The sequence below is a fragment of the Sinomonas sp. genome, from assembly GCF_051955515.1.
In the GTDB taxonomy this organism is placed as follows: Bacteria; Actinomycetota; Actinomycetes; order Actinomycetales; family Micrococcaceae; genus Sinomonas.
In genome coordinates this window covers 1-6,591 of record NZ_JBQCGQ010000083.1, presented here as the reverse complement: position 1 = coordinate 6,591, position 6,591 = coordinate 1, and the positions used below count along the sequence as shown (strand labels likewise).

The window sequence follows — 6,591 nt, the reverse complement described above, 5'->3', positions numbered from 1 at the left end:
ATCCCGACCCAGCAGCACATCCGCACCCTCAATGCTGCTCGGCTCGCCGCCGACGTCGCCGGCGTGCCGAGCGTCATCATCGCCCGCACCGACGCCGAGGCCGCCACCCTGATCACCTCGGACGTGGACGAGCGGGACCAGGAATTCATCACGGGCGAGCGCACGCCGGAGGGCTTCTACAAGGTGCGCAACGGCGTGGAGCCGTGCATCGCCCGCGCCAAGGCGTACGCCCCGTACTCGGACCTGATCTGGATGGAGACGGGCACCCCGGACCTGGCGCTGGCGCGGAAGTTCGCCGAGGCGGTCAAGGCCGAGTTCCCGGACCAGATGCTCGCCTACAACTGCTCGCCCTCGTTCAACTGGAAGAAGCACCTCGACGATTCCACGATCGCGAAGTTCCAGCGCGAGCTGGGCGCGATGGGCTTCAAGTTCCAGTTCATCACCCTCGCGGGCTTCCACGCCCTGAACTACTCGATGTTCGACCTCGCCCACGGCTACGCCCGCAACGGGATGAGCGCCTACGTCGAGCTCCAGGAGCGCGAATTCGCCTCCGAGGACCGCGGCTACACCGCGACCAAGCACCAGCGCGAAGTGGGCACCGGCTACTTCGACCTGGTCTCCACGGCGCTGAACCCGAACGCCAGCACCCTTGCCCTGGTGGGATCCACCGAAGAGGGCCAATTCCACTGACAGCGCTCAGTTCGCTGAGCTCACGGTTCATCCAGGAGACCTCCCATGAACACCTACAGTGATGGCTTCACCATCAACGGCATCACCCTCACCGCCCAGCCTCTGGCGCGGCAGCACGAGATCCTCACCTCGGGCGCGCTCGAGTTCATCGCCAAGCTCCACCGGGCGACGGCTGAGCGGCGCCAGGAACTGCTCGAGGCCCGCCACGCGCGCCGGTCTGCGATCCGCAAGGGCCAGGACCCGCGCTTCCTGCCCGAGACCGCCCGCATCCGCAACGACCCGTCGTGGCGAGTCGCTCCCCCGGCACCGGGCCTGGAGGACCGGCGGGTGGAGATCACCGGCCCGGTCGAGCGGAAGATGACCATCAACGCCCTCAACTCGGGCGCGAAGGTCTGGCTCGCGGACCTCGAGGACTCCCTGACCCCCTCGTGGCGGAACGTCATCCAAGGGCAGGTCAACCTCATCGACGCGCTCACCGACCGCATCGACTTCACCACCCCGGAGGGCAAGGAGTACCGGCTGCGACCGGCCGAGGAGCGGCCCACCATCGTGGTCCGGCCCCGGGCCTGGCACCTGCCGGAGAAGAACATGCTCATCGACGGAAAGCCGATCGCCGGCGGCATCGTGGACTTCGGGCTGTTCTTCTACCACAACGCCGCCCGGCTCATCGCTGCCGGCAAGGGCCCGTACTTCTACCTGCCCAAGATCGAGAACCACCTCGAGGCCCGGCTGTGGAACGACGTGTTCGTCCTCGCCCAGGACCTCCTCGGCATCCCGCAGGGCACCATCCGGGCCACCGTGCTGATCGAGACCATCACCGCGGCGTTCGAGATGGAGGAGATCCTGTACGAACTGCGCGAGCACGCCTCAGGCCTGAACGCCGGACGGTGGGACTACATCTTCTCCATCATCAAGAACTTCCGCACCCGCGGACCGCGGTTCGTCCTCCCGGACCGGGGCCAGGTCACCATGACCCAGCCGTTCATGCGGGCCTACACCGAGCAGCTCGTCAGGGCCTGCCACCGGCGAGGAGCCGCAGCGATCGGCGGGATGGCCGCCTTCGTCCCGAACCGGAAGGATCCCGAGGCGAATGCGATCGCCTTCGAGAAGGTCCGGGCCGACAAGACGCGCGAGGCGAACGACGGCTTCGACGGCTCGTGGGTGGCGCACCCGGATCTCGTCCCCGTGGCGCGGGAGGTGTTCGACTCGGTGCTCGGCGAGCGCCCGAACCAGATCGACCGCCTCCGCGAGGACGTGACCCCGGACGACCGCGCGCTGATCGACCTGTCTACGTGCACCGGGACGATCACCGAGGCCGGCATCAGGAACAACATCGAGGTCGGCGTCCGGTACATCGAAGCGTGGCTCCGCGGCAGCGGCGCCGTCGCCATCCACAACCTCATGGAAGATGCGGCGACGGCGGAGATCTCCCGCTCGCAGATCTGGCAGTGGATCTACGCCCACGCCATCACGGACCAGGGCGAAGTGGTGACCCGCGAGTGGATCAAGGAGCTGTTCGAGGAGGAGTTCGCCAAGCTCGAGCGCTTCGACGGCGACCGCTTCCGCGACGCGCACGAGATCTTCGAGGAAGTTGCCCTCGCGCCCGAGTTCCCAACGTTCCTGACCCTCCCGGCCTACGCACGCTACCTGTGCGAGACCGCGGGCAAGGAGGACGAGTACGAAGCAGGCCTGCCGGAGCCCGAACGGGCGCTGGCTGGGGCTTTCTGACTCCACCCATAGCTTCCCGGACGCCGGCACGCGCCACTCGCAACACGCACCCCGAAGGTCGGGGGCCGGCGTCAGGGAAAAACAGTTGAGGGGTCGATCAGCGTAGTGGTGCTGCGCGGGTCGGCCCCTCAGCCCTCGACGAGCATGCGCCCCACGATCAGTCGCATGATCTCGTTCGTCCCCTCGAGGATCTGGTGGACGCGGAGGTCGCGGGCGATCTTCTCGACGCCGTACTCGTGCAGATAGCCGTAGCCGCCGTGCAGCTGGATCGCCTGGTTGGCCACCTCGAACCCGGCATCAGTGGCCACGCGCTTCGCCATCGCGCACAGCCGGAGGGCGTCCCGATCGTTCCGGTCGAGCGCCTCCGCCGCACGCATCAGGAGGCTGCGGCCCGCCTCGAGCTTCATCTCCATGTCCGCGAGGTCGAACATGAGAGCCTCTTTGTCGGCCAGCCGGCCCCCGAAGGCGGTACGCGACTTGAGGTAGGAGACCGTCTTCTCGAGCGCCGCCTGGCCACCGCCCAAGGAGCAGGCACCGATGTTGAGCCGGCCCCCGTTGAGCCCCTTCATCGCAATCCCGAAGCCCGCGCCCTCCTCGCCGAGCCGGCTCTCGGCCGGGACTCGGACGTTCTTCAGTACCACTTGGCTCGTGGGCTGGGCGTTCCATCCCATCTTCTTCTCGTTGAGGCCGAACGACAGGCCGGGGGCGTCCCCGGGCACCAGGAACGCGCTGATCCCCCGCGCGCCGGGAGCCCCAGTCCGCGCCATCACGATATACAGAGCCGACGTTCCCGCCCCCGAGATGAACTGCTTGACGCCGTTGAGGACGTACTCGTCGCCCTCGCGGGTCGCCTTGGTGACGAGGGCGGCGGCGTCCGAACCGACTCCGGGTTCGGTGAGGCAGTAACTCCCGAGGGACTCCATCGACGCGAGCTGGGGCACCCATTCCTCGCGCTGCTTGTCGGTGCCGAACGAATCGACCATCCACACGATCATGTTGTGGATGGAGATGTAGGCGGCGATGGTGGGGTCGGCTTTCGCGAGCTCCTCGAAGATCAGGACGGCGTCGGCCCGCGAGAGTCCCGTCCCCCCGTAGTCCTCGGCCACATACAGGCCGCCGAGCCCGAGCTCGCCCGCCTCCCGCAGCACGTCCACGGGGAAGTGCTTCGCGGCGTCCCATTCCAAGGCATGTGGGGCGATCCTGTCGGCGGCGAAATCGCGGACCGTGTCGATGAGGGCCTGCTGGTCCTCGGTGAGCTCGAACGTCATGACGTCAGTCTTGCCCGCGAGGGGCCGCAAGAACAGAGGGAATATCCCCGTCCAGCGATTACTTGAACCTTTCATGAACGTAGACATCTGGTCCGATATCGCCTGCCCCTGGTGTTTCATCGGCAAGCGCCGTTTTGAAAAGGCTCTCGCGGAGTTCCCCTTCAAGGATCAGGTCACGGTGACGTGGCACAGCTACCAGCTCGAACCCTCGCTCCCTGAGCATTACGACGGCTCCGAGCTTGAGTACCTCAGCCAGCGCAAGGGCATGGAGCCCGCACAGGTGTCCCAGATGTTCGACCACGTCACCCAAGTCGCCGCCGCCGAAGGCCTCGATTACGACTTCGCCAAGATCGTCGTCGCCAATTCGTTCCCCGGCCACGAGCTGATCCACCTCGCCGCCGCCCGTGGTCAGGAGGGAGCGGCCGACGCCGTCAAGGAGGCGCTGCTCTCGGCGCATTTCGAGCAGGGGCGCGACATCGGGAGGCGTGAGGTTCTCGTCGAGATCGGCACCGCCGCCGGGCTCGCCGAGGAGGAGATCACCGCAGCGCTCGACGGCGGCACGTACCGAGACGCCGTTCGTGCCGACATCCGGCGGGCACAGATGCTGGGGATCCAGGGGGTGCCGTTCTTCGTCCTCGACAACAAGTACGGCGTCTCCGGCGCGCAGCCGTCCGAGCTGTTCGCTCAGGCGCTCGAGACGGCCTGGCGAGAGGCGAACCCGCTCGTGATGGTGGGCGACCGCGCGAACGCCGACGAGCTCAACGGCGAGGTCTGCGGCCCGGACGGCTGCTGACGCTCCCTCCACTGGTTCCGACCGGGATTCGCAGCCGCACCCGGCCTTTCCTCGGCGCGTCGCGGATGGACACGGCTTCGTCGGCCCCATTCCCGGTCGGAATCCGGCGGGACTTGTCCACATAGGGACCTAACCGGCGGTGACGCCGTCCCGCGGGTCGCGAGGATGGCCTCATGGGGGACTGTTTCGACCGGCTGAGCCACGTCATGCGGCTGTTCCACGGCGTCTGCCGCCTTCGTGATCTGCTCTCAAGGGGAGTTTCCGAACCCGAGGTGGCGGCCGCCGTCGGACGCGGGGAACTGGTTCGCGTGCGCAAGGGCCTGTACGCGACACCGGGTGCTGACCCGGTATTCGTCGCTGCGAGGCGCACGAGGTCGCTCCTGACATGCGCCTCCGCCGCGAATTTCCACGGCTTGTGGACACTCGCTCGGCGAGACCAGCCGCCGGACCGCTACCACCTCTTGCGCCCTACCGGCGCAGACCGGCCCGACGCCGTTGTTCACCGAGACACCTGGGTGGCGCCCGATCCATACGCGCCTGTAGCGGGAGTGGCCGACGTCGTCCTTCACGCGCTCCGGTGCCTCCCTGAGTTGGAGGCCCTGCTCATGGCCGAGTCCGCGATGCACCAGGGCATCTCGCTCGACTTCGTTCGCGAGCGCTTACCCGGCAACCGGAATGCGCCCGCCCGGGCAGTCCTGGGCCTCGTGGACACCGGCTCGGAATCGCCGATCGAGACCCTTGCCCGGACCCACCTCAGACGAGCGGGCCTCCACGTGGAGACGCAGGTCGAGATTGAGGGCGTGGGATGGGTGGATGCGCTCGTTGAGCGACGGCTGATCCTCGAACTCGACGGGAAGACGCACGAGGAGCCTCGGCAACTGGATAAGGATCGGCGCCGGGATCGGGCCGCCCAACTGCTCGGGTATCCGGTGTTCCGCTACGGGTACGGCGACGTGGTGTACCGGCCGGAGCTCTTCGTCTCAGAGGTGACGCGGATGCTCGGGTTTCCGACCGGGATCGATCGCTAAATTGGCCCTCGCATCGGCGCGTCACGCAGACACGCCGACGCGAAGATTTCAATCCCGGTCGGAATCAGACGGCCCCATCAGACGGCCCGCCGCTGACGCCGCACGAACGCGAGCGTCCCGGCGGCCGCGGCACCGAGGATGAGCGCACCGGCGCCGATCCAGGCCAGCAGCAGCGGCAGCGGAGCATTCGTGCCGACGACCGCAGCGGGGGCCGGGTTCGGCGTCACGTCCTGCGGCACCACGGTGGTGGCCGCCGTGCCGACGTTGCCGGACTCGGCCCCCGTCGCCGTAATGGTCTGAGTTCCGGCGGCGTCCTCGGGGAGCGTCATGGTGACTTTGAGCGACCCATCGGCCGAGGCCGCCTTGTCCAGGCCCGGGACCTCGGCCTTCAGAGCCCCAAGGGTCACGCGGTGGCCGTTTCCGCCTCCCACCGTCCGACCCCCGACGATGACGGTCACGTGCTCGCCCGGGCGGAAGGACCCAGGGGCAAAGATGATGACGATCGTCCCGCCCGGAATGGGCAGCCCCGTGATGGTGATGGTGCGGTTCGGAACGTAACCGGTATGCGTGTTGTCGGCGGCGGTCGCGGCCGAGGGCTGAATCCCTACCAAGGCGACGAGCGCGAGGGCCAGGACGGCGAAAGGTTTTTTGAACGCAGCTGCCTTGATGAACACGTCGGGTCCCCCACTCTTCGGGCGATTGATGCCGGGCACGCTCACCGTAGCCCGCTACGACAATCAAAAAAAGTGAAGAGACCAAACTTGTCGTGATGTTTACAAGCTGGTCACTTTTCGAAATTCAGAACCCCGCGGACTCGTGGGGCTTGTATGGCTGCTCAAGCTCCGCGGCCTCGGCGTCATCGAGCTGCACGTCAAGGGCGTCAATCGCGTCGGTGAGGTGCGAGCTCTTGGTCGCGCCGACGATCGGCGCCGTGATCACGGCATTCCGCAGGACCCACGCCAGCGCGATCTGGGCCCGGGGAACGCCCCGGCGCTCGGCCACGCGGCCCACGGCCTCGACGATCTCCTTGTCGCCCTCCGGGTAAAGACGGCTGCCGAACGCGTCGCTTTCGGTGCGTGCCGTC

General features: G+C 67.5%; 7 protein-coding genes. 4 read left to right on the top strand and 3 right to left on the bottom strand.

Going from position 1 to position 6,591, the window contains the following annotated elements:
• Together aceA and aceB are read left to right on the top strand one after the other, a co-directional pair.
• A partial coding sequence (gene aceA, locus ACTHL9_RS04865; RefSeq protein ID WP_440517699.1) for an isocitrate lyase occupies nucleotides 1-690 on the top strand: 690 nt, incomplete at its 5' end.
• 45 nt (nucleotides 691-735) lie between these two features.
• On the top strand, nucleotides 736-2,418 hold the full coding sequence (gene aceB / locus ACTHL9_RS04860; protein WP_440517697.1) for a malate synthase A: 1,683 nt from the start codon (nucleotides 736-738) through the stop codon (nucleotides 2,416-2,418).
• A gap of 128 nt (nucleotides 2,419-2,546) precedes the next feature.
• Here aceB and ACTHL9_RS04855 read toward each other — a convergent pair whose 3' ends face one another.
• A complete protein-coding gene (locus ACTHL9_RS04855; RefSeq protein WP_440517695.1) occupies nucleotides 2,547-3,686 on the bottom strand; it encodes an acyl-CoA dehydrogenase family protein in 1,140 nt (379 codons plus the stop codon).
• A gap of 73 nt (nucleotides 3,687-3,759) precedes the next feature.
• Here ACTHL9_RS04855 and ACTHL9_RS04850 point away from each other — a divergent pair, with 73 nt between their 5' ends.
• Complete coding sequence (locus tag ACTHL9_RS04850) at nucleotides 3,760-4,479, top strand: DsbA family oxidoreductase (RefSeq protein WP_440517694.1); 720 nt, start codon at nucleotides 3,760-3,762, stop codon at nucleotides 4,477-4,479.
• Nucleotides 4,480-4,652: 173 nt separating this feature from the next.
• A complete protein-coding gene (locus tag ACTHL9_RS04845; protein ID WP_440517693.1) occupies nucleotides 4,653-5,507 on the top strand; it encodes a DUF559 domain-containing protein in 855 nt (284 codons plus the stop codon).
• Nucleotides 5,508-5,584: 77 nt separating this feature from the next.
• Here the strand turns inward: ACTHL9_RS04845 and ACTHL9_RS04840 are convergent, their stop codons facing one another.
• Entirely contained in the window at nucleotides 5,585-6,226 is a 642-nt protein-coding gene (locus ACTHL9_RS04840; protein ID WP_440517692.1) for a hypothetical protein, read from the bottom strand.
• A 79-nt stretch (nucleotides 6,227-6,305) separates the two neighbouring features.
• A partial coding sequence (locus ACTHL9_RS04835) for an aldo/keto reductase (protein WP_440517691.1) occupies nucleotides 6,306-6,591 on the bottom strand: 286 nt, incomplete at its 5' end.

Bases quoted from the DNA above. Each gene is read 5' to 3' on its own strand.
- ACTHL9_RS04855 (WP_440517695.1), bottom strand. From the start codon at position 3,686: ATGACGTTCGAGCTCACCGAGGACCAGCAGGCCCTCATCGACACGGTC.
- ACTHL9_RS04845 (WP_440517693.1), top strand. From the start codon at position 4,653: ATGGGGGACTGTTTCGACCGGCTGAGCCACGTCATGCGGCTGTTCCAC.
- aceB (WP_440517697.1), top strand. From the start codon at position 736: ATGAACACCTACAGTGATGGCTTCACCATCAACGGCATCACCCTCACC.
- ACTHL9_RS04850 (WP_440517694.1), top strand. From the start codon at position 3,760: ATGAACGTAGACATCTGGTCCGATATCGCCTGCCCCTGGTGTTTCATC.